The sequence below is a fragment of the Pseudonocardia sp. SID8383 genome (genome assembly GCF_009864975.1).
Taxonomy (GTDB): Bacteria; Actinomycetota; Actinomycetes; order Mycobacteriales; family Pseudonocardiaceae; genus Pseudonocardia; species Pseudonocardia alni.
This window is the reverse complement of sequence record NZ_WWFY01000937.1, coordinates 1-695: the sequence shown is the minus strand read 5'-3', so window position 1 is coordinate 695 and position 695 is coordinate 1. Positions and strand designations below refer to the sequence as shown.

The window sequence follows — 695 nt, the reverse complement described above, 5'->3', positions numbered from 1 at the left end:
TGCGGCCGGGGTCGGCGGCCAGCCCGTCGGCGACCCGGCGGGCCAGGGTCCGCGGGTCGGCGGCCCGCTCGGGGCCGTGCACACCCTGCTCGGGACGGGTGCGCAGCGGCAGCGCGGCGATCGTGCGCTGCGGGCCGGTGACCAGCGCGGTCAGGGTGCGCTCGAACATCTCGAGCAGCAGGCCCGCGGTGGCGTCGTCGACGCGGGCGGTGTCGTGCTTGAGCACGACGGAGGTCTCCCGGCCCGGCCGCACGACCAGCGCGAGCGGGTAGTGCACCGCGTCGCGCACCTCCACCCCGGTGACCAGGCCGTTCGCGGTCTGCTCCGCGGCGTAGTTCTCGATCACCACGATGGAGTCGAACAGCTCCCCGCGGCCGCGCTGCAGCTCCGCGAGCCGGACCTGCGGGTGGTCGAGGACGGCGGTGCGGCCGTCCTGCATCCGGCGCAGCGGCGCGGCCGGCGGCTCTCCGGGTGCCCAGCGCATCCGCACCGGGACGGTGTTGACGAACAGCCCGACGGCCTCGCCGATGCCGTCGACGGCGGCGTCGCGGCCGGACACGGTGCTGCCGACGAGCACGTCCCGGCTGCCGGTGAGCGCGCCGACGGTGAGGGCCCAGGCGGTGTGCAGCACCGTCGACGGGGTGACGCCGCGGGCGCGGGCGGCGCGGTCGAGGGCGGCGGTCGCGCCGGCGTCG

Annotated in this window: 1 protein-coding gene; it reads right to left on the bottom strand. The window is 77.8% G+C overall.

Features of this window, described 5'->3' with window-relative positions:
* Nucleotides 1-695: condensation domain-containing protein (locus tag GTW08_RS22415; protein ID WP_161152478.1), on the bottom strand; the 695-nt coding region annotated here is incomplete at both ends.